The sequence below is a fragment of the Candidatus Paceibacterota bacterium genome (genome assembly GCA_041661265.1).
GTDB lineage: Bacteria > Patescibacteriota > Minisyncoccia > JAHIHE01 > JAGLIN01 > JBAZUT01.
The window spans coordinates 26039-52243 of the sequence record JBAZUT010000008.1 but is presented as its reverse complement, the minus strand read 5'-3'; the positions used below and the strand labels follow the sequence as shown (position 1 = coordinate 52243).

The 26205-nt window shown below is 41.6% G+C and carries 20 protein-coding genes and 2 tRNA genes; 6 read left to right on the top strand and 16 right to left on the bottom strand.

The genetic code is table 11. The features are described from left to right. From WC788_06425 to xerA, 16 genes are all read right to left on the bottom strand, one after another. Positions 1 to 1146 carry a DegT/DnrJ/EryC1/StrS family aminotransferase gene (locus WC788_06425; protein MFA6097235.1) on the bottom strand — a complete coding sequence of 382 codons (1146 nt, stop codon included), beginning with the start codon at positions 1144 to 1146 and terminating at the stop codon, positions 1 to 3. 141 nt (positions 1147 to 1287) lie between these two features. Further along, a complete protein-coding gene (locus WC788_06420) occupies positions 1288 to 2214 on the bottom strand; it encodes a glycosyltransferase family A protein (GenBank protein ID MFA6097234.1) in 927 nt (308 codons plus the stop codon). A 317-nt stretch (positions 2215 to 2531) separates the two neighbouring features. Then, on the bottom strand, positions 2532 to 3512 hold the full coding sequence (locus tag WC788_06415) for a methyltransferase domain-containing protein (protein ID MFA6097233.1): 981 nt from the start codon (positions 3510 to 3512) through the stop codon (positions 2532 to 2534). Positions 3513 to 3585: 73 nt separating this feature from the next. Then, positions 3586 to 4629 carry a glycosyltransferase family 2 protein gene (locus WC788_06410; GenBank protein ID MFA6097232.1) on the bottom strand — a complete coding sequence of 348 codons (1044 nt, stop codon included), beginning with the start codon at positions 4627 to 4629 and terminating at the stop codon, positions 3586 to 3588. Positions 4630 to 4661: 32 nt separating this feature from the next. Next, on the bottom strand, positions 4662 to 5777 hold the full coding sequence (locus tag WC788_06405) for a glycosyltransferase family 1 protein (protein ID MFA6097231.1): 1116 nt from the start codon (positions 5775 to 5777) through the stop codon (positions 4662 to 4664). Between the two features lie 15 nt (positions 5778 to 5792). After that, complete coding sequence (locus tag WC788_06400) at positions 5793 to 6935, bottom strand: glycosyltransferase family 4 protein (GenBank protein MFA6097230.1); 1143 nt, start codon at positions 6933 to 6935, stop codon at positions 5793 to 5795. Continuing rightward, positions 6932 to 7882 carry a glycosyltransferase family 2 protein gene (locus WC788_06395; GenBank protein MFA6097229.1) on the bottom strand — a complete coding sequence of 317 codons (951 nt, stop codon included), beginning with the start codon at positions 7880 to 7882 and terminating at the stop codon, positions 6932 to 6934. The genes WC788_06400 and WC788_06395 overlap by 4 nt, the downstream gene beginning before the upstream one ends. An 18-nt stretch (positions 7883 to 7900) precedes the next feature. Next, the gene (locus tag WC788_06390; protein MFA6097228.1) at positions 7901 to 9544 is read right to left on the bottom strand and encodes a glycosyltransferase family 39 protein; all 1644 of its coding nucleotides are present in this window, start codon (positions 9542 to 9544) and stop codon (positions 7901 to 7903) included. A gap of 62 nt (positions 9545 to 9606) precedes the next feature. Beyond that, positions 9607 to 11262, bottom strand: a complete 1656-nt coding sequence (locus WC788_06385; protein MFA6097227.1) for a glycosyltransferase family 39 protein — start codon at positions 11260 to 11262, stop codon at positions 9607 to 9609. A 66-nt stretch (positions 11263 to 11328) separates the two neighbouring features. Next, positions 11329 to 13026: a glycosyltransferase family 39 protein gene (locus WC788_06380; protein ID MFA6097226.1), complete on the bottom strand. Its 1698-nt coding sequence runs from the start codon at positions 13024 to 13026 to the stop codon at positions 11329 to 11331. Between the two features lie 73 nt (positions 13027 to 13099). Beyond that, on the bottom strand, positions 13100 to 13834 hold the full coding sequence (locus WC788_06375) for a methyltransferase domain-containing protein (protein ID MFA6097225.1): 735 nt from the start codon (positions 13832 to 13834) through the stop codon (positions 13100 to 13102). Next, positions 13831 to 15129 (bottom strand): UDP-glucose/GDP-mannose dehydrogenase family protein, encoded by a 1299-nt coding sequence (locus WC788_06370; protein MFA6097224.1) that lies wholly within the window; start codon positions 15127 to 15129, stop codon positions 13831 to 13833. The genes WC788_06375 and WC788_06370 overlap by 4 nt, the downstream gene beginning before the upstream one ends. A 43-nt stretch (positions 15130 to 15172) precedes the next feature. Beyond that, positions 15173 to 16495 carry a hypothetical protein gene (locus WC788_06365; GenBank protein MFA6097223.1) on the bottom strand — a complete coding sequence of 441 codons (1323 nt, stop codon included), beginning with the start codon at positions 16493 to 16495 and terminating at the stop codon, positions 15173 to 15175. 43 nt (positions 16496 to 16538) lie between these two features. Then, a complete protein-coding gene (locus WC788_06360; GenBank protein MFA6097222.1) occupies positions 16539 to 17867 on the bottom strand; it encodes a hypothetical protein in 1329 nt (442 codons plus the stop codon). A gap of 119 nt (positions 17868 to 17986) precedes the next feature. Beyond that, positions 17987 to 18069 (bottom strand) — tRNA-Leu (locus tag WC788_06355). A 181-nt stretch (positions 18070 to 18250) separates the two neighbouring features. After that, on the bottom strand, positions 18251 to 19186 hold the full coding sequence (gene xerA / locus WC788_06350; protein ID MFA6097221.1) for a site-specific tyrosine recombinase/integron integrase: 936 nt from the start codon (positions 19184 to 19186) through the stop codon (positions 18251 to 18253). Positions 19187 to 19536: 350 nt separating this feature from the next. On the opposite strand from xerA, the gene rpsO reads away from it, so the two are divergent. The 6 genes from rpsO (at position 19537) to WC788_06320 (ending at position 26124) form a co-directional block, all read left to right on the top strand. After that, entirely contained in the window at positions 19537 to 19842 is a 306-nt protein-coding gene (gene rpsO, locus WC788_06345; GenBank protein ID MFA6097220.1) for a 30S ribosomal protein S15, read from the top strand. Continuing rightward, positions 19826 to 20365, top strand: coding sequence for an NYN domain-containing protein (locus tag WC788_06340; GenBank protein MFA6097219.1), 540 nt, complete (start codon positions 19826 to 19828; stop codon positions 20363 to 20365). Before rpsO ends, WC788_06340 begins: the two co-directional genes overlap by 17 nt. A gap of 40 nt (positions 20366 to 20405) precedes the next feature. Next, positions 20406 to 20618, top strand: coding sequence for a hypothetical protein (locus WC788_06335; protein MFA6097218.1), 213 nt, complete (start codon positions 20406 to 20408; stop codon positions 20616 to 20618). A gap of 144 nt (positions 20619 to 20762) precedes the next feature. After that, positions 20763 to 22844 (top strand): polyribonucleotide nucleotidyltransferase, encoded by a 2082-nt coding sequence (locus WC788_06330; GenBank protein MFA6097217.1) that lies wholly within the window; start codon positions 20763 to 20765, stop codon positions 22842 to 22844. A gap of 95 nt (positions 22845 to 22939) precedes the next feature. After that, a complete protein-coding gene (locus WC788_06325) occupies positions 22940 to 25357 on the top strand; it encodes a hypothetical protein (GenBank protein ID MFA6097216.1) in 2418 nt (805 codons plus the stop codon). 680 nt (positions 25358 to 26037) lie between these two features. Further along, positions 26038 to 26124: transfer RNA gene (locus WC788_06320), tRNA-Ser, on the top strand. Positions 26125 to 26205: the final 81 nt, after the last annotated feature.

Sequence of the window (26205 nt, the reverse complement as noted above, 5' to 3'; positions counted from 1 at the left end):
TTACAAAATATCTCTAACTGCCTCGATTACATCCTTCACATCTTTATCCGTCAGCTTCGCAGATAACGGCAATGAAACCGTTCTTTCAGAGATCCATTCTGCATTTGGAAAATCTCCCTTTTCATATCCGAACTCTTCCTTATAATACGGATGCAGGTGCAAGGCAATATAATGAACCCCTACGCCGATGTTCCTTGCTGTCATTTTGTCTAATAATTCATCTCTGCTGATTTTGATCTTATCAATATCTATCAGCAATGTATATAGATGATATGCATGCCTTGTATTTTCTTCAATGGGAGCAGGGATGAAAACGGGCAGATCTTTAAGTGCCTCATTGTACTGATTCCAAATCTCTTGGCGACGGAGCCAATATCTATCCACCCTGGGCAATTGATGGATCCCCAGTGCTGCCTGAATATCCATCATATTATATTTATACCCCGGATACAATACTTCATAGTGCTTATATCCGGAACTGCCGAATCTCTTCCATGCATCCTTGCTCATTCCATGAAGTCCGAGCATTTTTATCTTATCCCCATATTCTTCGTTATCAGTGATCGCCATCCCCCCTTCACCGGTAATTATATTCTTGGTCACATAGAAGCTGAAACATCCCAAATCCCCGAAAGTTCCGGCTTTTCGGCCTTTATATTCGGTTTCGATCGCATGTGCGCAATCTTCTATCACTTTCAACCCATGACGCTGTGCAATATCCATTATAGCGTCCATATTACATGCACGCCCGGCAAAATGAACAGGAACTATCGCTTTCGTTCTTGCAGTTATTTTTTTTTCTATGTCCAAAGGATCGATATTCATCGTATCCTTCTCGCAATCTGCAAAAACCGGCTTCCCGCCCGCATGAATTACAGTGCTGGCCGTTGCCGTAAATGTCATGGCAGGAACAATTACCTCGTCTCCGGAACGTATTCCGATGGCCAAAAGAGATAAATGCAGAGATGCCGTGCAGGAATTTAGAGCCAGTGCGAATTTTCTTCCTTTGTAGTCTTTGAACATATCTTCGAACTTCTTCACTTTCGGTCCAGTACCAGGCCAGCCGGCCCTGAGGGAATCAACTACTTCGCTTATTTCCCCCTCCTCAATTATCGGATTTCCAAATACCAAGAAGTTTTTTCTCATATTTACAAATATAATACTAATTACCGGAATACTTACTTCTTCCAACCTGCTGATGACCGGTCCAGTCTAAACCTTTCGGCTGACTATATATATTTCCAACGGCATTTTTAGATATTCAGTAAAACTCTCATCAAACTAAGCTTAATTCGTCAAATACGTTATCAATTCATCCAGTCTTTTGAAATTGTTTTTACCGAATCCTGCCCCGGACAATGTGAAAAATAACAGTGCTGGAATATTTAAAATGTTATGCCTGATCGACTTGATAAGATAGCTCCTTCCATCCTTGATCCTTCCATCCGAACACAATTCACTACCCATCCGGAAATAATGCCTCGACAGTATTTTTTTGTGTTTATATAAATATTCCCTATTTTTATCTATTATCAGTTCAATTGACTCCATAAGCGCACCGGAATTGTCCGATATGCTTCCGGGAGTATAGTGTTGCAACACTAAAGGTTCTTCGATAAAACAAAACTTATAATACCTTGAAAGCCTTAGTACAATGTCCCAGTCCTGAAGCCTGGACAATTTTTCATCAAACAACCCGGTTTTTGCGAAACATTCGCTTCTCACCAGGATCGTCTGAGTCGAAACGAAGTTTCTTTTGATCAGCTCTTCGTATATGGCGCCTTGTCTCTTCTTTACGGCCTTAGCCGGAATGTATATTTTTCTGCCATTTTTTAACTTCCAGAAACCTACATAAACCACGCCCACATCCCGAGCGGCTTTTTTGAAGACATTCATTTGTTTTTCCAACTTTTCAGGGAGCCACTCGTCATCACTGTCCTGAAAAGCAATAAATTCACCTCTGGCTGCCCTAATCCCGACATTTCTGGCAGCCGTAGCACCCCTATTTTCATTATACTTTATATATTTAATCCTCGGATCCCTGACCCCGCACACCACCTCTTCCGTATCGTCCGTAGATCCATCATCAACAATGATCACTTCAAAATCTCCGAATGTCTGGCTTAGAACGCTATCGATCGATCTTTTCAGCAAACTAGCCCTGTTATATGTAGGTATTATTACACTTACCGTAATTCTGTTTTCGTGTATCATTATATCTTACTATTATAGCATTTTATCGCTCAAATCCCTTGACTATTCAGTTTACCCAAATCCACATATTCCATTATAGCATAAAGATAATACAACATCTATTGTCAAATACAATACCTAATGTAAAAAATTCAGGCCATCCTTGCGGTTAACCTGCGAGTCCTCATAGACCGAAACAACGGAATATAGTTATCAAATCGACATCATATTGGCAGCATACTATCTGATTCGTCAGAACTAAGCAATAATCCTGTTTTTCCATACAATAAACCAAACCTCCTCCCGGAAACCTTCCCGCTTATATTATCCCGAAATAGTCATTCTTTTCTGCACACAGCAACGACAAAATCACTTTGAATCTCCTTGTGTTTGATTAAAACATCTTCAACATTGAAGCAGAGATCCAATAAATCCCTTGTTTCCTTGTCACCCGACAGAAAATTATGGCCGATTTCACTAAGTAGCATCATCAGGATAGTCCCGCCATATTCTTTAATCTCCATGACGTTAAAAACATCTTTCAACAAAGGAATTATATTCGATGATTCAACAGCCTCTGACGGATCACTTAAGATCAAATTTAACTTGCTCGGCCTGTAAACCCTATTCTTTATGCCACCACTTAGTTTTTTCTTGTATTTGACGGGCAGAACCGACAGTAAACCATTTATTATATCCAGCTGCCTATCTGTCCATTGAAATCTCGTCGGACCAACAAATTCATTGATGACAGCAAATCCGTGTGGCTTGAGAAAATTATCCATTTTAAGCAATATATTTCTTAGCGGAGAAAAGTGATGTAATGACTGTTCCATCAAGATGACATCGTACTGATTATCTAATTTTTCCAGTCCATAGATATCTCCGACCTGATAATTAATAATATTTTCGTATCCCGCCTCCTCGGCTTTTTTTTTCGCATATTCTATCCTATTTATTGAGAGATCGTATGCATCTATCTTTTCAAAATTACCCAACCCTGCCCACCTTAGCTCTCTATGTCCGGTTCCGCAACCAAGAGATAACGCTTTCATGTCTTTACGGTCCGAAAAATACTTTCGCGAGATATATTCATTATAATCAATATCTGCTCTTCCGGAGATCAGAAGATTCCAATGCTCATTCACCGCCGGTATGTCATACCAATTAGTAGGCGGTTTCTTTATATGCCTCCAGGAATCGGCTATCTTTGTCTGCTTGCTGCCTGTCAATTTGGATAAAACTCTCCCTAATTTTCCCTCCCTTACTGCGTTGCACAGCAACACGGCATCATATTTATTGATAAGATTATTGAGCATTTGTGTTATATATTTGCTTATAATAAAATCCATATTATGCCGAAGATCATCCCATTGCCATTCTGTCGCAGGCTTATTCAGCCTCCGATACATTATCGGCCTCACCAAGCAATGTAAACCATTCCGACACATCCCGATCACTCGCTATCCTCATCTTCTGTATTATTCTCCTCTTCTTTAACATCTTAAAGAAATGTGAGAAATAGCTGGACCATCCCAAGATTATGAACTTTGCCGTATTTAAATATCCTATTTTTTCCTTCGTTCTGGCGGAATAACCCTTGTTTCTGAATATGCTTTTAAAATAATGCAGATAACTGAATATAAATACAGCCATCCCTCTCGCCAAAAAGAATAGGGGATAGTTTTTCAACATCACGAACAAACGATTTCGATGCGAATGAAATGCCTTGAAATAGGAATAAGTTTGGCACGTCGCCGAGCCCTTATGAAACACGACCGATCCGGGAGCCGTGAAGCTTTTCCATCCCCTAAGCCTCATCCTCCAATCCAGATCTATGTCTTCACAATAGGCAAAAAAATCATTATCAAAATACTCATCTTCGATCACGATATCTTCAAGCATCTTCCTTTTATATAAGCAAGAACAGCCGCTTGTCCCGAATACCTCATATGACCTATCATAGCTTCCATCATCCTTCATATTCAACAGGTTATTCATACCGCTTCCAATAATGCGTATTTTTATGCCAAAACAGTCAAATTCATTTTTATGGTAATATTTGAGTATTTTGGGAGCAACTGAACCTATTCTATCATTTTGTTCAGCGACTTCCAGCATTTTGCCCAACCAGGACTTTTCCGCAACGGCATCGTTATTTAACAATGCCACATACTCCACTTCTTTGTCCTCAAGGGCCCTATGGATACCGACATTATTCGCCTTTGCAAAACCGGTATTCTTGTCTAACTGAATAATATCCACCTTTGGAAATCTTCCCCTCACAAATCCCGCTGATCCATCCGAAGATCCATTGTCGACAAATATTATCTTGCTATTGCCATAGATCTGGTTCTCAACCGAACATAAACATTCTTCCAATAGGACAATACCATTCCAATTTATGATAACGACCGCTATTTTCGGCTTATTCATGGTTTTGGATCTTTACTTATTAACAACTGCCGTTAAATACTTTCAAATATCTCCAAATGTTTTTTTGCGGTTATTTTCCAGCTGAATTCTCTCGCTTTCAGTTTTCCTTTTTTGGCTAATTCTGTTCCGAGACCGGGATCACTCATTATCATGCTGATCTTGTCTGCAATATCTTCCGCATTATATTCGTCCACATAAAGCCCTGCATCACCGACGAGCTCGGGAAAAGAAGAGTTATTGGGTACGATAACCGGAACCCCAAGACTCATAGCCTCCAAAACCGGAATTCCGAATCCTTCGTAAAGAGAGGGGAGTGCGAACATTAATGCCTTGCAATAAATACTTTTTAGCTCCTTCTCGCTTACTCCGCCTGTTACAAATATGTCTTTGGAATATCTGCTTCGGCTTATTCTCGCCAATATTTCCTGGTACAACCACCCTCTCTCTCCGCAAATGACAAGGCCGATATCGCTATTTCTATCCTTGCAGATTTCAAAAGCATCAACGAGTTTTATTATGTTTTTCCTGGGTTGTATCGCTCCCACAAAAAGGATGTAAGACTTTTTGATGTTAAGTGCATTATGAACATCAATTTCGCACAACTTCGGGCATTTCTCGCCCATTCTGCTCGCAAGATATACTACATCTATTTTTCCATCATCCGTTTTGTAATATTTGATAATATCCCTTTTCGTCGATTCCGAAATTGCAATTATCTTATCGGATCGTCGGACCGCAATTTTTGTATTTATATCCAAACCAATCTTATCCCCGGCCCTGAAGTGCTTCGGAAAGATCCTGAAGGCAATATCAAGAACGCTGGTTACGGTCTTTATTCCATACGGTTTCATGAAAATAAACGGATAGTTTTGCGCAGGTGAAAAAAAAATATCTACCTTATCTTCAATAGCCTGTTTTGGAAGTTTAAAATAAGTCCAATAAAGAAGGCCGAAATTTGATTTTACCAGGCTTAATGAAAATCTCGGATTGCTCAAAAAAGGCTTATCGCCGATATCACGCCTTGAGTATAAAATATAATCATTCTTATTATCAATCTCGGACAATTCCTTCAAGATCTGATAAATATAAACGCTTACGCCCCGTTTATTCGTCCTTGAAAGTTTATCAACATTAATTCCTATCTTCATTCTGTTGAAAAAATATTATTTATTCAAAACGGACATTATTGTCTCTTTTACACCTATTCCTATTTTTTCCAAATCGGCATTTGCCTTAAAAAGCAAATAAGCATTCTCTTCGATAGTTTTTTTCAATTCCGGGCTATTTCTAAGAAGCAATATGCTTTCCGCCAACGATCTGGGATCTTTATTCAAACAAAATAATATGTCCTCCCTATCCTTAAAAAACTCCCTTATAGCTGGCGTCTCACCCGTAATTACCGCCTTCCTGCATGCAATTGCCTGAAAAACCTTGTTCGGAATAACCCTGGAAGCCTTTTTGGAACCTCCGAAGACACCTAAAACGACGTCCGCTTTCGCAATCTCATTCAATAACTCATTATACTCTATCCATTTGACAAAATCAACGTTTACTACGCCCAACTTTTTGCTTAAATCAAGCATTTTTTCATATAATTGGCCGTTTCCAACCATTCTTATCCGCACGCCGTCATTTTCCAGCATCTTGGCCGCTTTTATGATATATTCAATCCCATGAAGCGGAATATATTTTCCAAAGAACAGCGCTGTGAATTTATCCGAATTGACCTTCGCGTCTATCGGATAAAAAACATCCTCGTCCGCTCCGACCCACACTCTTTTCAGCTTATTTTCATCCAGACTGAAAAGACTAGAAATGTATTTCACATGCTCATCGGTATCCATAATCATCACGTCCGCCGATCTGAAAGACAGCTTGTCGATAAAAAACAGGACTTTGGCAAAAAATCCTTTTTCTTTCGAGAGATTCCTGTCCACGATCGCCGTATCATAAAGCGAAACAAGCGGTACGAATATTATTTTCGGTTTTTTCCGGGTGAAAATTGTCAGAAATCTGAGAAAAATAATGTCTAATTGGCCGATATATCCGACAATAACGGCATCCGAGTTTCTGTGTGTCGAAAAGTATCTCGCTCCGAGCTTAAAATAGGCCAAAAGCATATCTATCGCAAACCTTGCAAGCGATGCAATAGTCAGGAATTTTCCATGTTTATCTCTATGCTTCTCCCATAAAGAAACATGGCATTCCTTCACGGCAATGCCATTTTTCTTCAAGCCTTTTATGATAACCCTGTTCATGGGATAATCTTTTTCATATGTCCCGAAAAAACAAACTTCCATTGTCATTTTTTAATAATTTTTTTTATCTTGGAGGAATCATCCTCTCTTCCATAATTTTTCACGAACATTTCACCGATCAATCCGAGCGAAATGAACTGAAAACCTACCATAATAAGCAGAATTCCCGCGATAAAAAGGGGAAGCCTCGATTGTATGCTCCCATAGGCAAGCCTTAGATAGGTGATATACAAACCTATTGCAATTCCGGCTGCAAGAGCCAGAGATCCTATTCCGCCAAAGAAATGTGCCGGCCTTTTGAAATATTTCGTGAGCATCATAACCGTCAGAAGGTCCAGGTAGCCGTTTATGAATCTGATCGGACCATATTTCGATCTTCCGAATTTTCTCTTTCTGTGATGAACCGGGATCTCTCCGATGACATAACCCTGATTCCTGGCCATGACCGGAATATATCTATGCATCTGGCCATAAAGGTCCAACCCCTTGGCCACTTCTTTTCTGTATGCCTTAAAGCCGCAGTTGAAGTCATGCAACTTCACCCTCGAGAACTTAGAAGTGATGTAATTGAAAAATTTTGAACTGTTGTTCTTTATAAACGTGTCCTTTCTGTTCTGCTTCCATCCCGAAACAAGATCATAACCCCCTTTGATCTTCGCGATAAAATTCGGTATTTCCGCCGGATCATCCTGAAGGTCCGCATCCATCGTAATTATTATTTCTCCCCGTGCCGCGGTAAATCCCGCTTTCAAGGCCTCAGCTTTGCCGAAATTGGACCTGAATTGTATTCCCGAGACATGCTCGGGATCCCCCCTGAACAGTTTCTCGATGGCATCGGTTGTCCTGTCCGAACTCCCATCATCAACCACTATGACTTCGTAATTATTCGTGATTCTCTTCATGACACGTGATATTTCTCCGATCAAACAGGGTATGTTTTCCTCTTCATTATATGCGGGAATCACTATGGATATTTCCTTCTCAATATCGTTCATTATTTTAATTTATACCACTTAATAAGAAAGCTTGAAAACCCTCACCGGATAAACGGAATCATCTTCGTAAACCAATTTAATACCTACGGCATATCTGTCGAGATCGGCCAGTTCGTCATAATTCTCTCTTATTTGCAAAAATCTTTTGTCAATTACAATATAATTTACTTTGTTTGCTTTGGCAAATTTAATGACATTAAGAGCATCTGTATATGGAATATTGACCCCCCCATGCTCAGTATTGGCATAATATGAAACGATGCTCCTGTTTCTTGACATTATTACAACATCTTTCTCCTGCAGATGATCATTTTTTATAAATTCTCCGGCCAGCTTATACTCCCATGGATAGTCTTCGGTTCTGGAAAAAAGGGAAAACAAGACAATAGAGAAAACAAATTGCAGGGAAACCAGGAATAGGATCATTATCCTCATATAGCTAAAAAATATTTTACTGGGCAGCTCCAGCCTCAATATACTTAGCTTGAAGTCTTTCCGCATGGCATATCCGAAAGAGGAAAGAAGGATCAGAAACACCAGCACTTGAAGCAAATATCTGCTCTCTATGTGAAAAAAGGGCAAAATAAGAAAATATAAAAAGGAAATCAGGGACATGACTCCGATGTTGTTTTTGTCCTTTTTTGACCTGATAAAATATATATACGTAACAAGAAGAGGAAGCAGAATCAGATTTACGCTATGATCAGCCAGCAAAACCATGATCTCTGATTTGACACTTCTTATATATTTAAGAATAAACTTATCAGAATCATTCAAGATTGACTTATCGAGGCTTATTTCTCTGAATTCCGACGGATCCTTTATCATATTCGTGCTTTCGTCATAATAGGCTATGCTTCTTTCATAATAACGAGCTTCTTCGTCGCCCAATCTTTCCTTGTCTATGCCATCGAAAATCACTCCGTGAATAATATTTGAACTTGCTTTTTCAGTCAGGGATATTTTCCCGGTATATTTATAAAGAAAATAAATATAGGGAGTTGAAACCGCAAGAAAAGAAAAGAGCATAAGGAAAAATCCGAGAACGGCTTTCTTGGGTTCAAAGCCTCTCATTCTTTGTATAAAAAACACCAAAGATAAAATTAAAAAAAGCAACGCTTCCGGCCTGATCAGATAGGCAATAGCCGTCGACGACCCCATGGCTATTGCAAAATTATTTTTGTATTTCTCAGTGATTTTCAGATAGAAGTAGAAAGTCAGCAGTATAAAGAACAAATACATGGACTCGGCCTGTGTTTCTTGAGAATATATAATCAGCGAATAATTCGTTGCAGCGAAAAAAGACGCAAAGAGTCCCGCCTCCTTTCCATAAAGCTTCTTGCCAAACGCATAAAATGCATAGACCAGCAGCATCCCGAATAGCAGCGAAACAAACCTTCCGGAAAAAAGCAGGTTACCGGAAAAATGATCGACTATCCCTATGGCTATGGGATACACGGGAGGATATATCAGCAATGGATCGCCGTAAACTTCATATTTTCCGCTTTCGACCAGATTCTTTCCGGCAAGTCCATATGCGATCCCGTCATTATCTATGGTTACGTCATGAAAGAACAAAACCAGCCTCGCAAAAAGAGCTATTGCCAGGATCAGGAGCACTGGAATGCTCCCTCTGCAGATTTTATTGATATTTTTCAGCATCTGTCGGACAAAAATATATTAAGGATCGTTATTTACCCAAAAAGCAGCGCTTCCGATCACAATTAATTTTCATTTGCATCGCGAAATCTGAATATTCGGATCGGCATTACGGAACTGTCTTCAAAAATAAGTTCGGCATCATTTGAAAATCGATCTAATTTCCAAAGTTCGTCGTAATTCTCTCTCACCGAAAGGAACCTTTCATCAATTACAATGTAATTTGCTTTGTTTTCCCTGGCAAACCTGATGATACTTGGGACATCGGCATAAGGCATTCTGATGCCGCTATTTCCGGCATTTGCATAGTATGAGATTATGTAACTATTTCTGGACATTATCAAAACTCCGTTTTCCTTAGTATCATATTTTCCAATGAATTCTCCGGCCAGCCTATACTCCCATGGATAGAATTTGCCGTCATCTTGTTTATAAATATTAACAATTGAAAACGCAAATTGGATCATGACAAGAAACAATGTTATCGTTCTGAAAATACGGAAAAAATCCCCGCCATTGAATTCTATACCCAGGACCTTAATTCCGCGCTCAGTGCGGAAAGAATATCCCAGCGAAGAAATAAGTATCAAAAAAACAAGTACCTGCAGCATATACCTGCTTTCAATATGGAAGACCGGTATTATCATCAGATACAGGATTGCGACTAACAACAACACAGCAACACTCTCCCTCTCCTTGGTTTTTTTAAACAGAAACAAAAAAGACAACAGCAGCGGCAAGAGTATGAGACTGATCCCGTGTTCAATGAATAAAATTGAGATTTCCGACTTTATACCCCGTACATAATTATTCAAAATAATGTCCGGTTTTTTTAAAACATAACTTACCGCATCGCCATTGGAATACTCCTTATAATCGATGATCGTATTAGTATCTTCGTCATAATAATCTCTGCTTTTTTCATATTTCAGCCATTTCTCTCCGCTCAAATCCTCGATCGCACTGCCTCCGAAGATCACTGCCGGGATTACATTGGAATTCGTCTTCTCGGTCAATTCCACCCTTCCCGTATTTTCATATAAAAAATAAATATAAGGGGCGGAAATTATCATAAACGATAAGAAAATAATAGCCAGAGAACGCAGGGCCGCATAGATATTTGTCTTTTTCAGAAGCTTATAAAACAATAATATCGGCAAGATCCACATCAGTAGTCCTTCCGGCCTCGTAAGATATAATGCTGCCATCAACGATCCCAGAACTGCCGCCTTGGCATCTTCGCATTTTTCGATCAGCAGAATATATACATACAAAATAAGTGCCAGGATGAATAAATATATCATTTCCGATCTGGTCACTGACGAATATGCGACCAGCGAATAATTCGTTGCAGCGAAAAAAGACGCAAAGAGTCCCGCCTCCTTTCCATAAAGCTTCTTGCCAAACGCATAAAATGCATAGACCAGCAGCATCCCGAATAGCAGCGAAACAAACCTTCCGGAAAAAAGCAGGTTACCGGAAAAATGATCGACTATCCCTATGGCTATGGGATACACGGGAGGATATATCAGCAATGGATCGCCGTAAACTTCATATTTTCCGCTTTCGACCAGATTCTTTCCGGCAAGTCCATATGCGATCCCGTCATTATCTATGGTTACGTCATGAAAGAACAAAACCAGCCTCGCAAAAAGAGCTATTGCCAGGATCAGGAGCACTGGAATGCTCCCTCTGCAGATTTTATTGATATTTTTCAGCATCTGTCGGATCTTAAATAAACAAAACATCCCGGATAACGAGCTCACAAGCACAACGCAGGCCCTGCGTCACTTGACTTGGAACAATTTAATGTCAGATACCGAGCTGTCTTCAAAAACAAGATAAACGTCGTTCGAAAAATCTTGCAGACTGGCCAAATCTTTATAGTTTTTCCTTACGCCAAGATATCTTTTGTCCACTATGATATATTTAACATTGTTGGCTTTAGCGAATTTTATCACATTTTCCGCACTGGTATCGGGAAATGTTATTCCCAAACTGTCCATACCCGCGTAAAAAGAAACTTCGACGGGCCGTCTGGACATGATAAGACCGCCGCCCTCGCCGCTATCTGAATTATTTTTAATATATTCTCCCGCAATTTTATATTCATATGCCAGGCTGTTTTCAGTGGGAGGAAATGACCTGTCACGGACATTGGTATTGATGCAAAAAGCATAATTGCAGAAACCCCCGAACTCATTGGTAACGAACGATAGATATAAAAATAATATAAAACTTGACGATATCAGGACTATCACCAAATTTTTTATGAAAACGGTGAATTTCCTTGGCAACAACTCGGTTCCGGGACCTTTATATCCGGCATACCCCAAAGAAGCAAACAGGATCAGAAATATCAGCACCTGCGCGAGATACCTGCTTTCAATGTGGAATATCGGAAACATTATGAGCAGTTCGGCCGACAGGATGGAAAGCACAAGGATGTTTTTTCTGTTTTTCTGATCCCTGACCGCATAAATGATAGCCAATAATATCGGCAGCAAGAGAATGCCCGCCCAATGATCGGCTGACAAGGCATATGCCTCTGATCTGAATCCGGCAATATATCTTCCGGAGAAATTATTATCCAAAAGAACGGTCAGAATGCTGGTATTTTTGAACTCTTCTTTTGGATAATCCAATTCATTCGTCTGTTCATTATAATTCGCCTCATTTTCCTCATACCGCAAAAAATGATCTCTGCTCAAACGGGACATATCCGCACCGTCGAAATTTATTCCGGCAGCCAGATTCGTGCTCATTTTGGCGGTAATGGCAGGCTTTCCGGTCTTTTGCGAAAGAAAATAGACATACGGAAACATCACGAAAAATGTGACAAATAAGACCAAAAGAAAGCGTAATAAAATTTCATACTGAAACTTCTTTATTATCCGCAATAAGAAAATAAAGGGCAGGACCATTAAAAGCAGTCCCTCTGGACGGATAAGATAGGACATGCCTATGGAGAAGCCGAAAAAAACCGCATTTTTGTTCTTGGGTTCCTTACTTAGCCTGAGAAACAGATAAAAAGAAAGCAGAGTGAAGAAAAAAAACATGGACTCGGAATAAACTTCCTGAGAAAACAATATCAAAGTGGAGTTCGTAGCGGCAAAAAAAGATGCGAACAGTCCGGCCTTCTCGCCGCTCATTTCCCTTCCGGTAAGATAGAACAGATGCACAAGCAAAGACCCGAAGACAAAAGATACGAATCTGAGGGAAAAGAGGGGATTATTGAAAAAATGATCGGCTAATCCTACGGCGATCGGATAGCCGGGAGGAAAAACAATATCCACCAGATCGCCTCCTGAAGTTGCATACCGCCCGGTCTCTATAAAGTTTTTCCCGGACTGGGCATAGAGGACTGCATCCGCAATAACAGGAACATCTCTGGCATAAAGGAACAAAAATCTTGCGAAGATCGCGACAAATAATATCGAGACCAGCAATGCCCTTGCTTTCCGTTCCTTGGTATAATTCATCATAAAACGAAAAAGAAATTATGAGAAACACAACGCCGGACGCGACCACAGAATCCTTTTATCTTATTTTGACAGATCAGATCTTTTCAGCAACGATAACTACCGAACAGCCAAATGGCATTTCTATCTTATCAATAAGACAGGACTCAACGCGTAATATTGCAGCAAGCAAACTGTTGATAATGCCGGGAAGCATAAAATATGCGCTATTGGTCCGACTACTCTTGGAAAATTTCTTGCTGATCAGCCTGAAAACAAAAATGATCGGAAACATAAAGGTTATGCAGTGTGTTATTTTTATTGTCCTGAAACCCCTTTCCTCAACCTTGCCTAACAGTTCCTTTTTTGAATACCTTCGGCGATGCCCGAGGATCTCATCATGGCTGGACCATATGGACATATATGCGGGGACGGCGGCCACGATCTTTCCGCCCTTTTTGAGTATGCGCCGGCACTCCTCGATCATTCTTCCGTCATTTTCGATATGCTCCAAGACGTCAAAAACGGTTACGAGATCGCATGATCCGTCCGGAAACGGAAGCACGTCTTTACTGACAAGCTTGACCGTTTTGCCCTTTTTTCGGCAATATTCAACGGCAAACGTCGAGTTGTCGGCGCCAAGGACGCGGCCGAAATTCTCCAGAAACTCGAAATTTCCGCCCGTTCCGCATCCGACATCAACGATCGACAGATCATTTTTAAAACAAGCTGCATATCTTCTTATCAGCCTTGTAAAAATAAATCTTCTTCCGACATGCCACCAGTATTGATGCTCGAATCTGTTCATTTGGTCATAATTCTCTTTTTTCACGATCTTCCTACGCTAATATAATTAAATCCTCTTTTTTTCATGTCATCAACCTTGAAAATATTCCTCCCGTCGATTATATTCGCTTCAAAAAGCAATCCTGAAATTCTTTCGAGATCGGCAGACTTGAACTCCTCCCATTCCGTTGTGATGATAAGGGCATGGCATCCTCTTGCCGCTTCATATTTATCCCGATGGAATGCGATATTTATCTTTCCGCCCAAAACTTCCCTCACAACGTCATAGTCGGCCTTTGGATCATATACATTTATTATCGTCTTCTTTTTATGAAAAAGCCTTACAAGATCCACTCCGGCCGATTCTCTGATATCATCGGTATCCGGCTTGAAAGTGAGCCCCCAGATACAGATCCTTCTTCCTTCCAGATCTCCAAGAAGTTTTTCCGTTTTTCTCATAACAAAAAGACGCTGATCGTTATTCACCTTTATCACGGATTTCAAAAGCTTGAAATCATAGTTATTCGTCATGGCCATATTATGCAGGGCCTTCACGTCTTTTGGAAAACAGCTTCCTCCATATCCGATCCCGGCCTTCAGGAATTTATTTCCGATCCGGGAATCCAGACCCATGGCATATGAAACATCCTCGATGTCCGCTCCGACCCTTTCACAGATATTTGCTATCTCATTCACAAACGATATCTTCGTGGCAAGGAATGCATTACTCGCATATTTTATCATTTCCGCAGTTTCAAGATTCGTGTTCAAAATGGGGCATGTAAAGGAATCATAGAGGCTGTTTATTATTTTCTGGGACCTGTCAGAACTCGCTCCGACAATGATCCTTTCCGGATTCATGAAATCGAAAACCGCACTTCCTTGCCTCAAAAATTCCGGATTGGACACAATGTCAAAATCCTCTTCATAATGCTCTCTGATAAATTTTCTGATCCCTTGGCCCGTGCCGACAGGAACAGTGCTCTTCGTGACTATAACGGCATATCCGGAAAGATTCTTGCCGATAGTTCTCGCCGCATTCTCCACATAAGAAAGATCCGCTCCTCCATTTTTTTTCTGGGGAGTTCCGACCGCGATGAAAATAGCTCCTCTTTTCCGTACGGCTTCCTTCGGATCCAGCGTAAAGCTTAGCCTTCCTTCGCCGATATTTCTCGCTACAAGACTTTCGAGCTCCGGTTCATGAATGGGGATCTTGCCGCTTTTCAGCAATCCGATCTTTTTTTCGTTTATATCATAACAGACAACATCGTTCCCGAGCTCTGCCAGGCATGCACCCGTGACCAATCCGACATAACCTGTTCCAAAGATAGAAATTCTCATATGTTTGCTTAATTTATCCGGTTTGTATATCTGCTAAAATAAATCATTCTATCGGCGCAATTTCAGAATAGTGGATAAGAAGCGCCTGTGAAATGAGAATGACAACAACCGCCCAGGCAAAGATCTCATTTCTGGAATAAACACTGTTCTTTCGCCTGAATATCTCGAAAAACTCATAAACCGCCCATCCCGAAATTATCTGAAAAACAACCAGGGCCGGCATTATGTATCTGAAAGAGTATGTTCTGCTGAACGTCGCCGAAAAGATCAGAAATGAGAATACAAAAATATACAACAGCAAGATCTCTTTTCGTACATTTATTTTATACTCAATCCTCCGAATAATCAAGAATAGGAACGCAAGAAAAGCCATGATAACGAAAAAATTGAAAGAGGGGAGGAATGGGTCCTCAAGATAGTTCCTCACCGAATCGAACAGGGAAAGGCTTCCCGGATCTTGCGCCTCGGCATTCTGGATCAAGTATCTTGAATCACTTTCCCTAATGAATAATCCGGCAACCTGCCTCGGATCTGTGATAATCGTCGGAAGAAATATTATACTCGTGACGATGAACGCCAAAAGCCATCCCGAGAAAACTTTCGCGCAAACTCCCGCCTTTTTTTGAAACACTTTCAAGTCCGCAAGATCGCTTTTCTTGAACACATAAACCAGCAGCGCGAACAGAAAGAACGGAATAAGGAATAAAGCCGACATCTTCGTAAGCGCCGCCCAGGAACCGACAAAACCGGAAAGATAGATGAACCCTTTGCCGCCTTTTTTTGCAAGGAACACCAGAAACGAAAGAATGCTTAAGGTTGAAAATATTCCGACAAGCTTATCGGTGGGCGTCGTAAAAAAAACATAATAGGGCGTCGTGGCAATAAGGAGAAGCGACAGAAATATCGCCCTTCTTCCGATCCCGAGCCTCCGCATAAGCGAATATGACGCCGGAAAAAATACCAGCATCAGAAGGATCACCGGAATATTGAACATGAAGCTTATAAATTCATATCCTACATAATAGTTCCTGCCGGTATCATTGATGACATTATATCCTCCGGCCTCGTTCAGGTTTTGGATCAGCAGCTGGATCTTCGTAAAATCAAAGTCAATGAGTTTCATAAATGGACCGGCAAACCACATAACCATTATCCCGGGCTGCGAAGACTGTATCAGATTACCGAAATCCAGACCCATGATCCTGTCAATGAAAAACCTGGACCTGTACATCCACAAGAATTCATCAAGGTTCATAAAACTGATGGAATGTTTCTCTTTAAAAAAAAGCATAAAGAAAAAACCCGCAGCCGCCACAAAAAAAAGGCATGCGGCATCTTTGTTTATTTTTGAAAATAATTTTGCCATATAAGATCAGTTTATGTGTCCCAACAATGATTGTCCGCAGACCTTACGACCTATTGAATATTTTTTTTATGAATTCTTGCATCATAAGTCCGGTTGAAAATATGGTCAGGATCTGTGACAGAATAATGACGATCATTGCCATTTGATAATAATATATCAGGCCGAAATTCAGCTTTTTCCTGATGATCTCCATCACGTTATAAAAAGCCACGCCCGCTATAATATTAAGCATGACAAAAGCGGGGGACATGAATCGTATATCATGATTTATACTAAGCACCGCCACCTCGATCATGAAAAGGATAATATATGCTCCGATAATATTAACTTCCTTTCTGGGACCATAATCGAACAAGCTCCTGTATTTTTTTTTCGACGCAAGATATGCAAAAACGACCAGATATATGATTATGCCGGGAGACATGCTGCTTCCGAGGATCATAAACATCGGCCCGAGATAATCCGGCAGCTTGAATACAAAACTTTTGGCCCCATAGGTCGTTTCATAGACATTCCCGCTGGTTGTAAAAATAAGATTATAGATCTCGACAGGATTTGTTACTATTGTCGGAAGAAAAATTATCGATACCAGACAAAAGACAATTGCCCAGACTGCCGCATCTTTAAAGACAATAATGATCTTTTTTCTATCGATCGGACAAAGATAATACGCGTAAACCATAAAAAAGAACGGAATAATGAACAGCGCCGATATCTTGGAAAGCACCGCCCAGGAACCGAATATTGCGGAATAAACCAGATATTTTTTCGATGCCCTGTTTCTCATATAGACAAGAAAGGTCAGCGTGCTGAGAGTCATAAAAATATTCAGCATCTTGTCGCTGGGAGTCGTCCAATAGATAAAGAAAATGTTCGAAACAAGAAAAAACAATGAGAAAGAAGCGATGACCCGGTTAAATCCGATTTTTCTTATAAGATAATAAAAAAGGATAAAAAAAACAACCATCAGCATGATCAGCGGAAAGTTGAAGAGAAAGCTCACTCTTTCATATATTGCATATACAGCTTGATCGTTGGTGTTCATTACGTCATTGAAGTTACCGCCGGCAGCCTCCTCCTTTTCAACAAGATAATTCATGTATGAAAAATCGAAATCTACGAATTTCATCATGAACCCCGTGAACCAATATACCATTATCCCCGGTTGTGCCGATTGTATGAGCCCCGAAAAATCGAATGTTGTGATCTTATCCCAAAATACTCTTGATCTTGTCTGCCACAAAAGCTCATCAAGATTCGGAAAGGTCATATAGTTGCTGATCTTATAGAGCGCCGTTATGACCAATCCCGAAAATATGATAAATAATACGCCGGCAAATTCCTCGCATTTTTTATAATTGGGTAAATTCATGTTGTACGAGTATATTTTATGCTTGGAGACTTCGCTAAAACGTAACTGAGATTCTGTTTGGCCCCAGGCCTCCTGTTTCATGCTCCATGCCTTATGTTTTATGTTTCATGCTTCACGATTGGTGCAGGCGGTGGGAGTCGAACCCACACTCCGAAGAACATGGTCCTAAGCCATGCGCGTATGCCAATTCCGCCACGCCTGCATATGAAAATTCAAAGATCAAAATTCAAAGATCAAAATGACAATGCAAAAAAAATAAAAATGTTGATATTTTTACATTTTAAACTGTCATTTTTCACTTTTATTTTTAAATTTTAAATTTCTATCACCTTAAAACAATACACCAGTTTTCGTTAATAATCAAGTCTTTTGGACTGATCTGCTCATCCGCCTTTGGAGTGATATTTTCTATACACATCCTTGAGTTGCTTGTTCGTTATATGCGTATATATCTGGGTCGTCGTTATGCTTGAATGTCCGAGCATGGTCTGCACGCTCCGGATATCCGCGCCGTTGAAAAGAAGATCCGTTGCAAAGCTGTGCCTCAGAGTATGCGGAGTCACTTTCTTCACTATTCCCGCCCTTATGGCATATTTCCTGACGATCCTCTGCACGCTTCTCGGGGTCAGTCTCAAACCCGCGCCTTTTGCTTCGTTATCCTTCTCCTTGGACTTTCTATCCCTGATCCTCACAAAAAGAGCGGGCTCGACGTCCTTTCTCTTTTCCAGGTAATCTCGGATTATTTTTTTTGCGCTATCTGAGATGAAAACCAGCCTGATCTTCCCGCCTTTTCCCCTGACCGGAAACTCTCCGCTTTCGAAATTCATACTGTCCCGATTCAGCCCAGTAAGCTCGGAAACTCGAAGCCCGGTTGAGAAAAGAAGCGACAGTATGGCCCGGTCCCGCGCACTCGAAAGATCCTCGCCAGCAACAACGGAAAGAAGCTTCTCGACCTCCAAAGGCTCAAGGAACTCAACCTCCCTGTCTTGTGTTTTTCCAAGTTCGATCTTTTCGCTCGGAAGCGTCTTAATGTCGCGCTTTGCAAGATAGTTCAAAAAGCCTCTGATGGCTATTATATAATAATCCTGCGTCACCTTTTTCAGCTCCTTCTGGTTATTTTCCTTCCTGCGATTCAAAAAAAGCCTGAATTTTCTCACCAGATCAGCATTTATTTCCTCCGCGCGCTTCACTTCGGCCCAATCCAAGAAATACTCAAGATAGTGATCATAGTTCCTGATGGTGAGCTGAGATCTGTTCTTTTCAATTTCCAGATATTCAAGAAATTCGGTTTTCAGCTTTCTTATGATATCTATTGACATTTTTGCATTTTATTATTAATATTAAGCCACTGCAAGATCGGGAACAACGCCGATCAGTAAGAATCCATAAATAGCATCAAGCGGCTAAAGCAATAGCTTTGGTTTGATTTTTGTTAAGATGGCGGTAAATAACATATTTCTAGTCACATTTTACGACATACTCCGGGATTTGTCTAACTTCAAAAAATATGTTATACTTTAATTGCAAGACATGAGTCTATTTATTGTTTGTGCCGTCTTGTTTGATACGGCTGAAACACAAAGAATGGCCCGAGGACTTGTCGCATCCATTCCGCTGTACGAGCATGGAATAAATCAAGTTAGAGTTTAATTAATAATCAGATTATAAAATGATCAAAAAAGAGAAGAAAAAGAAAATAATCACCAAGTTTGCGATTCATAAAAGCGATACCGGATCATCGGATATCCAAGTTGCCGTCCTGACGGAGAGGATCAAGGAGCTTACGGACCACCTAAAAAAGAACAAGAAAGATAATCATTCGAGAAGAGGTCTTTTGCAAATGGTCTCGAAAAGAAAAAAACTGCTCAAGGACATCAAGAATAATGATGAGGCGAGATATGCGAAACTGACAAAAGCCCTGAAACTGAAGGAAGTTAAGCAAACTAACGAAAGCGCTGATGAAGAAAAAGCTTAGCGAGGAATTCTCAAAATATACGACCATAAAGCATAAAGATCAGAGGGTCGGTGTTTTTGTCGATGCTCAAAATATGTATCACAGCTCGAAGAATCTGTATAAAGCGAGAGTTAATTTCAAAGAAGTGCTTCAGGTGGCGGTTGCGGGAAGAAACCTGATAAGAGCCATAACCTACGTAATAAGAACTGAAACCGGGGAAGAAAAAACATTTTTTGAGGCGATGGGAAAGCTCGGTTTTGAAATAAAAGAGAAAGACTTGCAGATCTTCGCCGGCGGGGCGAAAAAAGCCGACTGGGATGTCGGACTTGCGGTTGACACGATCAAACTCGCAGACAAGCTCGATGTGGTTGTAATTGTCTCCGGAGACGGGGACTATGAGCCATTGGTTGAGTACCTCAAAGTCAACAAAGGCTGCCGCGTTGAGATCATAGCTTTTTCGGAAAGCTCTTCCAGCAAGCTCATCAATGTTGCTGACGATTTCATCGACCTGAGCAAAGATAAAAGAAGATTTTTGATAAAGTAATCACGTATTGTTGTATTGCCAGAAACAATGGGACGATACAATGATAGAGCAACATAACAATTCAAGTCTTATGTTTTCAAAATTAAAAGCAAAAGCATCCGAAAAAATGAAAGTGCTGAAAAAGGCTGCTTTTTTGGCTTTGGTTTCATATTTATACGACATCATCGCAAATGCGATGAAGAAGAAGAAACAAGACGATAAATTCGTTGAAAATGTCGAATATGAAGTTAAAGACAAAAATAGCGGAGCATAAACGTCTTTTGAACTTTTTATAACTTTTCATAAAAAGCAATTAACAACTAATCAGTCGCGCTGGTTTGCAAACAGTTAGAGGAATATCGCACAAACGATATTAGTCTAGAGTTTGCAAAACAAAGCGGCATAAGGGAACAAAAAAATGGACATCAAGACATTTAAAAGGGAGATCGCGGGACGAACTATGACGATCGAAGCCGGCAAGCTGGCCGGACAAGCCAATGGATCGGTAACCATCCAGTATGGCGACACTGTAATCCTGGCAACGGCGACAATGAGCGGACACGTCCGAGAGGGGATGAATTATTTCCCCCTCATGTGCGACTATGAAGAAAGACTGTACGCTGCGGGAAAGATAAAAGGAAGCAGATTCATCAAAAGAGAAGGGCGCCCATCCGACGAAGCGATACTTTCCGGACGTATTGTGGACAGAACCATCAGACCGCTTTTCAATGGAAGAACCAGGAACGACATCCAAGTCGTTCTCACAGTTCTTTCTGTCGACCAGGAGACCGATCCGGATTATTTGGCGGTGATCGGAGCTTCTGCGGCTCTGGCAATTTCCGACATACCGTGGGACGGACCGGTCGGAGCGGTTCGAGCAGCAAAGGTTGACGAAAAGATCGTCATAAATCCCAGCTACGAACAGCGCAAGAAAAGCCAGTACAACATAATAGTGACCGGAAAGATCGGCAGGGTGAATATGATCGAAGCGGAAGGAAAAGAAGTTCCGGAATCCGATATCGTCGAAGCGGTGAAAGCCATCGAAGACACGATTAAGGACGTGATCGATTTTCAAAATGAAATAATTTCAAAAATAGGCAAAAAGAAAAAGGCGGTCAAGGTTCTTCAGGCCGATGAGAAAACGGAAGACGAGATCAAGAAATTCCTCCATGGAAAGCTCAACGCGCTGATGACCGAGAAAGATAAGGACAAGCAAGCCGAGATCAAGACGAAACTTAACGAAGAGCTTAAGACTTTTGCCGTAGAAAAATTCGGCGAAGACATCATGAAAATAGCGGATCTCATTGTTGAAGAAGAAATGGACTCTCTGCTTCGGAAATATGTACTCGATGAAAAGAAGAGGCCTGACGGAAGAAAAATGGACGAACTGAGGCCGATCAGCGCAAGTGTCGGAATACTTCCAAGGACTCACGGAACGGGACTTTTCAACAGGGGAGCGACGCAGGCCCTCACAATCGCCACTCTCGGAGCTCCGGGAGACGAACAGACCCTCGACGGCATGGAAGAAGAAGGGACAAAAAGATTCATGCATCACTATTCTTTCCCGGCATTCTCAGTGGGAGAAGTCGCTCCGATGCGAGGACCCGGACGCCGCGAGATCGGACACGGAGCATTGGCTGAAAAAGCTATCGAACCCCTGATACCGGACAAGGAAAGTTTCCCATATACGATCAGGCTCGTTTCTGAAACCCTTTCATCGAACGGATCAAGCTCGATGGCAAGCGTTTGCGGAAGCTCTCTCGCGCTCATGGATGCCGGCGTACCGATCCCAAGAGCCGCCGCCGGAATTGCCATGGGGCTCATCATGAAAGATGAAAAAGATTATACCATACTAACCGATATTCAGGGACCGGAAGATCATCATGGAGACATGGATTTCAAGATAGCGGGAACAGAAAATGGAGTGACCGCCATCCAACTTGATGTAAAGATCGAAGGAATAACCGTTGAAATAATCGAAAAAACCCTTGCAAAAGCTAAAGACGCAAGGCTCAAGATAATGGAGATAATGAAAAAGGCCATACCGGAATCCAGAAAAGACCTCTCTGTTTATGCTCCCAGAATAACCTCCTTCAGGATCAACACTGACAAGATCCGCGATGTCATCGGGCCTGGCGGAAAAGTTATAAACGAAATAATTGCCGACACCGGAGTGACCATCGATATTGAAGATGACGGACTCGTTATGATAACCTCAAAAAATGCCGAAGCTGCAATAAAAGCCGCCGCCTGGATCAAAAATATAGTGCGCGAAGTCGCTCCCGGAGAACTTTTCCAGGGAAAGGTCACCAGAATAATGAACTTCGGAGCTTTCGTTGAGATACTCCCCGGCCAAGAAGGCCTCGTGCATATTTCCGAACTTGCCCCGACCAGAGTGAACAGGGTTGAAGATGTCGTAAAGATTGGCGATGTCATTGCGGTCAAAGTGAAAGAGATCGATTCTCAGGGCAGGATAAACCTTACACACAAAGGCATATAGCTTATTTATAAGATTGCTGTCATATAGCATGCGAATTCGGTAGATCATACTATCGCATGTTTTATGAGTTGATCGATGAGATAAAATAAACATACATGTCGAACGGTACAAAAATAAAAACAATGAAAGACGACCTTCTCGAAATAGAGAACAAGGTGTCCCAATCCATGAAAATTCCCGAAAAGCAGCAGAAGTCTGCAACGCTTTCATCCGGAACTTCGAGCGTGCTGCCCGGCCAAAAACCGAGTGCCGGTTTTCCATTGCCAAAAAACGATTCCGAAGGCCATGACCTGAAAACCAAGGAACTCCGCAATATCGTTGACAGGCTTTCAAAGAACAAATCAGGAGTTGTTCCACCCTCAAGCCAAAAAACAGCTGCACCATCATACATTCCAGATATAAAAACCTCAACCTCAGAAGCAACCGAGCTCAAAGCTCTTATCGACAGGATATCGAAAAGAGAGGGCGAACGCGAAAAACCGCTGACAGCGTCTGAGGACAAAGAAAAAGAGATAGTGCCGGATACAGAACCGCAAAAAGAACCGGCAATTGCCGCCAAGATAGCGCTGCCTGCCGTGAAACCTTCCGTAATACCCAAACAGGAGCCGGAAAAGATCATAGAGCCTTTGAAAACTCCGATTGCAGATAAAACACCGTTTGAAAAACCCGACTTGAATACACTGATAAAGCCGGTTTCAAGACCAACGCCGGCATCTGAAGAAAAAAAGCCGGAAACCGCGCCGGAAAAGATGATAAGCGCAAAAAACATTATGGAAAAGGCCATTCCAGCCGAACAGCCCGCACCGCAGGCAAATGGCCGCGCCTTGGAAGAAAAAATCACAGAGACAAAGGAAGTTTTGGAAAGTATTACGAAAAAAGAGAATGAATTGAAAGAGCTTCTCGAAAAAATGTCAAGGAACAAAAGATCTGACACTGTCATAACCGATTCCGAAGTGAAAGCGATACCCCAAGCGCCCGCCAGGACGTCCGCTGTCCCGAGTATGCAAGCCAAAAAAACAGCAGCACCGGCCGCAACAACATACCTGGACAAGCTCATCAAACCCGCCGAAAAACCTTCTCTAAAGTCTCTCGGGATCAAAGAAACACTGGTAACTTCTCCGGAACAGAAAACCGTTCCTATAAAAAATACGGGGTCGGGAGAAGAAAAACCCATAATGAAGAAAATAAGAGAACGCTTGTTCGGCTTGGAAAAAGAGATCTCGCAAGCCAAGCCCGTGACAGAAACCGCGCCCGTTCAAACAGCCAAAAACGACAAGGAGGCCATGCAGGTCCCTGCCGAAAACCGGAAAACTGAAGAAAAGAATACCTCGGCGGCAACCCCGGCAAAAAAAACGGATGCCAAAGATTATTTCAAAAAGATCTCCGAGGATAAAACTCTTTCCGCCGCAAAAATAGAAAGCGTAGAGGAAAAATTCTCGAATCTCCCTCAGGAAAAACAGTCATCCATCATTAAACCGGAAAAAATAAATGAATTTGAAAATACCTCAGGAGTCATAAAAAGCAGCTCGAAATCGGACTTGAAAAAAGAAGATGAGCTTACAAAAGCTCGCAGGAACTATCTGGACTCCCAGTATGTTTCTCCGACAAGCAGGCTGGTTTTCGGAAAACAAGAACACTACAGCTCGATCAGAAAACACATAGAAGAGCGCCACCTGGACGCAAACCTTAAGGACCTTGAAAGCAGGGTAGCGGTCGCGAAGAATATTGTCATTTCCGAGAAGGAAGAGAAGAAGAGGTTAAGAGAAAGGATAATGAGCAAATATCACATCAGGTCCTCTCCATTCCTGAGAAATATCCTGATCCTTGCCGTTCTGGTCATTGTGATCGGAGGAGCGGCCCTCTATGGCTATCTTTCAAAGATCGAGGTCAAACCGCCCGATATTATAGTGCCTGTGATCACAGGGAACGAACTCAAAGAACTTTCCCAGATAAAGGATTCTCTTGAAATAACCGCAGAGAAACTGAAAAACCCCACTGCCCTCAGGGATGAGGCCGGCAAGAAATTCGCATCGGATCCGAACTTAAAATTATTCAGGCTTATTATTAAAAATGATAAGGGGGATATCGTCGACCTGAAAAACGCTCTTGGGGGGATCGGTTTCAATGTACCAGCCTTGCCCCAGAACTTCATGGGCGCGACTGAAAACGACTATAGCTTAATAATTTCCAAAACATCCAAGCTGACAATGAGATTCGCAATAGCGATCAGATTGAAATCTCCGGAATCCATGCAAACCACAATGAACAGTTGGGAAAAAGACAGGATAAAGATGAAAGACGGATTGAATCCGCTGTTCATCTCGGACAGAACCTCTGATATACAAAACAGCTATTTCCAGGCCGGAAGCTATAAGAATATCAGCATAAGATATGTTTCCCTCCCGGACAAGGACTCTGCAATAGACTATTTCATCCACAAAAACATTCTCGTTATCGCAACGACAAAAGACGATACATTCAAATTTATAGACATCCTAACGTCTGTTCAATGACCAACACCATAACTTACATTACCCCATATGAGTAAATACAAGATACTTCCCATAATTTCCTCGATATTGCTCCTTGGGGCGATCATTATGGCAATCGCCTATAAACTGGCTTCAAAATAGTCCGACATATGACAGAAACGCCTGGCTCGCCATGGGGCGTTTTTTTTGCCACCACATTATTGACTTAGTTCATTTTTCCCTATAGACTAGAGCTCAGAAAGAGGATGATAGAATGCCAGCGGAAAAAGAATTCGAAATAAATGATATTTTGATAAGATCCGCGAAAGCCGGGGACAAAAGGCCCCGCCTAAAAAGAATATATGATACTTTTATCCACAATTTAAAAGTATTCAGAGAAAGGCTTTCACCGATAAGATAAAGAGTAAATACTCTTTTCTTTTTTTCATTATGTGATAAAGTGGATTAGTAGTAAGTAGTTTGATATTGTTCTTTCTACCTGCCACTTTCGACTTTCTACATCCCAATTCCGGAGAGGTGACAGAGCGCCTGCATGCTCGCCTCGCTGTCAGCCTTCGGCGAAGCGGGCCGGAAGACAGGGTTTAACGTACTGGTTTCGCCGGCCTGCGACTGGTCCGCCGAAGGCGGAAAATCCTCCAATATGGTAATCTGCAAACCTAGTTGCTTGTTTATATAAAATTCTCAACAATCATTGACAGAGCGGAGAGGTGACAGAGCGGTTTAACGTACTGGTTTCGAAAACCAGCGTCTCTTCATCGGGACCGTGGGTTCAAATCCCACCCTCTCCGCTCTGCCAATGATTTTCCGTTATTTCCAAGGTCTGGCCTCGCTTCCCAACCCACACACCCCTGCCCCTCTCGAGAGGGGAC

Bases quoted from the DNA above. Each gene is read 5' to 3' on its own strand.
- WC788_06365 (MFA6097223.1), bottom strand. From the start codon at position 16,495: ATGGCAAAATTATTTTCAAAAATAAACAAAGATGCCGCATGCCTTTTT.
- WC788_06380 (MFA6097226.1), bottom strand. From the start codon at position 13,026: ATGATGAATTATACCAAGGAACGGAAAGCAAGGGCATTGCTGGTCTCG.
- WC788_06415 (MFA6097233.1), bottom strand. From the start codon at position 3,512: ATGCTCAATAATCTTATCAATAAATATGATGCCGTGTTGCTGTGCAAC.
- WC788_06400 (MFA6097230.1), bottom strand. From the start codon at position 6,935: ATGACAATGGAAGTTTGTTTTTTCGGGACATATGAAAAAGATTATCCC.
- WC788_06405 (MFA6097231.1), bottom strand. From the start codon at position 5,777: ATGAAGATAGGAATTAATGTTGATAAACTTTCAAGGACGAATAAACGG.
- WC788_06420 (MFA6097234.1), bottom strand. From the start codon at position 2,214: ATGATACACGAAAACAGAATTACGGTAAGTGTAATAATACCTACATAT.
- WC788_06410 (MFA6097232.1), bottom strand. From the start codon at position 4,629: ATGAATAAGCCGAAAATAGCGGTCGTTATCATAAATTGGAATGGTATT.
- WC788_06340 (MFA6097219.1), top strand. From the start codon at position 19,826: ATGAAGAAAAAGCTTAGCGAGGAATTCTCAAAATATACGACCATAAAG.
- WC788_06360 (MFA6097222.1), bottom strand. From the start codon at position 17,867: ATGAATTTACCCAATTATAAAAAATGCGAGGAATTTGCCGGCGTATTA.
- WC788_06370 (MFA6097224.1), bottom strand. From the start codon at position 15,129: ATGAGAATTTCTATCTTTGGAACAGGTTATGTCGGATTGGTCACGGGT.
- xerA (MFA6097221.1), bottom strand. From the start codon at position 19,186: ATGTCAATAGATATCATAAGAAAGCTGAAAACCGAATTTCTTGAATAT.
- WC788_06390 (MFA6097228.1), bottom strand. From the start codon at position 9,544: ATGCTGAAAAATATCAATAAAATCTGCAGAGGGAGCATTCCAGTGCTC.
- WC788_06425 (MFA6097235.1), bottom strand. From the start codon at position 1,146: ATGAGAAAAAACTTCTTGGTATTTGGAAATCCGATAATTGAGGAGGGG.
- rpsO (MFA6097220.1), top strand. From the start codon at position 19,537: ATGATCAAAAAAGAGAAGAAAAAGAAAATAATCACCAAGTTTGCGATT.
- WC788_06385 (MFA6097227.1), bottom strand. From the start codon at position 11,262: ATGCTGAAAAATATCAATAAAATCTGCAGAGGGAGCATTCCAGTGCTC.
- WC788_06395 (MFA6097229.1), bottom strand. From the start codon at position 7,882: ATGAACGATATTGAGAAGGAAATATCCATAGTGATTCCCGCATATAAT.
- WC788_06325 (MFA6097216.1), top strand. From the start codon at position 22,940: ATGTCGAACGGTACAAAAATAAAAACAATGAAAGACGACCTTCTCGAA.
- WC788_06335 (MFA6097218.1), top strand. From the start codon at position 20,406: ATGATAGAGCAACATAACAATTCAAGTCTTATGTTTTCAAAATTAAAA.
- WC788_06330 (MFA6097217.1), top strand. From the start codon at position 20,763: ATGGACATCAAGACATTTAAAAGGGAGATCGCGGGACGAACTATGACG.